The organism is Maccoyibacter intestinihominis (genome assembly GCF_040096355.1).
Taxonomy (GTDB): domain Bacteria; phylum Bacillota; class Clostridia; order Lachnospirales; family Lachnospiraceae; genus Maccoyibacter; species Maccoyibacter intestinihominis.
Genome location: NZ_JBBMEX010000030.1, coordinates 1 through 1,661 on the forward strand (window position 1 = coordinate 1; position 1,661 = coordinate 1,661).

1 protein-coding gene is annotated in these 1,661 nt (G+C 40.3%); it reads right to left on the bottom strand.

What is annotated here, in order from left to right:
- Positions 1–89 precede the first annotated feature (89 nt).
- A complete protein-coding gene (locus tag WMO43_RS14035) occupies positions 90–1,361 on the bottom strand; it encodes an IS110 family RNA-guided transposase (protein ID WP_022204360.1) in 1,272 nt (423 codons plus the stop codon).
- Between the last annotated feature and the right edge of the window lie 300 nt (positions 1,362–1,661).

Sequence of the window (1,661 nt, forward strand, 5' to 3'; positions counted from 1 at the left end):
AAGAGTGAAAAATAAAGTAGATTTTTGGGCGCACTTATATAAGGGTTCATAAAACCCTGTTTTTACAAGTATAGAAAGCAGAAAAAATGTTAGTTATCGTTGCGTTTCACTAACTTAGAGCTGTCGTAACCAAGGCTTTCAAGGTAAGCAAACACATTGTTCTCATTCAAGACGACACTCTCTACATGATTCTGAGGGTCCATCAATTCCTCATAGTCAGTAGGGGTAAAGGGCTTCTTTTCTGAAACCATGTGGTAAATACAGACCATCATCATTCTTGCAATGGCAATGATTGCCTTTTTGTGTCCACGTCGCTTTTTGATTCGACCATATTTGATTGCAAAATAAGGCTGCTTTTTGCTCTTAATTGCAGCAAGGGCACATTGAACCATCATTGGTTTCAGGTAATCGCCTGCTTTGGCAATGCGGACAGACTTTTTCTTACCAGCGGATTCATTGTTGGCAGGAGAAAGTCCGCACCAGGAACACAGATGTTTTGCATCATCAAAAATATCCATATCAACGCCCGTTTCTGCAAGAACAATCGTGGAACTTAACTCTGTCATGCCGGGCATGGTACTGACAAACTCCACGAACTCGTAATAAGGCTTGATGCGGACATAGAGTTCCACTTCGGTCTGGGTAATCATATCATCGAGATATTCCAGATGCCCCCGGGCAAGCTCTAGTTTTTTAGCCTGATCTGTTTCAATAGTGTAGCCTTTGATGGCTTCGATGATTTCATCAGACTTGGATTTAGCCCCTTTCTTTATGAGTTTGCGGACAGCTTTTTCATCCATGGAATCAGCAGTATGCTCCAATAGATAAGAGATGATTTCAGTTGCTGTCTTGCCAAAAGGATCAGAAAGAACACTGGCAATGCCGACATTGGAAATGGTCATACAGTTCTGGATGCGATTCTTCTCGGAAGACTTCATGCAGACCAGCTTGAAACGGTATCTGGAAAGTTCCCTAAGCTGACGAAAATCTTTTGGAGGAATAAAGGAACATCTGACAAGATCAAATTTGTAGAGGTCGGCAATCCATTTAGAATCCTTTTTGTCCGTTTTCTTGCCTTTAATGGCTTTGACATACTTCGGATGTGTAAGGCAGACATCAATGTCATTTTCGAGATAATTAAAAATAGGAATCCAATACTTTCCGGTGGATTCCATACAAACATGATAGCAATTATTCTCGATAAGCCAGTTGTGAAACCTTTGAATATCTGAGTTGATGGTTGAAAAAGATTTTTGCAGATATTCGGATATGCCGTCCTTATTGGTAGTTACGATGGTTGCAACGATAACATTTTTGTGGACATCAAGTCCACAGCAGATGGAGTATTTTAACTTCATCATTAAGTATCACCACCTTAATAAAAAGGGAATAGCAACATTGACTGTCATCCTGCGACTGAATAAACATGGTTTATTACCAATGATAAGAGTCCGGGCTCAATGTCCCACTTGTTTGTGCTTGTAAGGATGACGGCACATATAACTATACGGGGTCGAAATAAATTCGCCACTTCTCCTTCCGTGCTCTGTAGTGTATTGCTATTCCTTGAAAGAATTATAAATCAAAGAGTGGAGGGGCACAACATTTTTCATAACTTGTTTGTGCCTTGAGCGAAGCGAAAGGAATGATAAAAACTATGA

Excerpts from the sequence above, each read along its gene's own strand:
- WMO43_RS14035 (WP_022204360.1), bottom strand. The coding sequence starts at position 1,361 with ATGATGAAGTTAAAATACTCCATCTGCTGTGGACTTGATGTCCACAAA.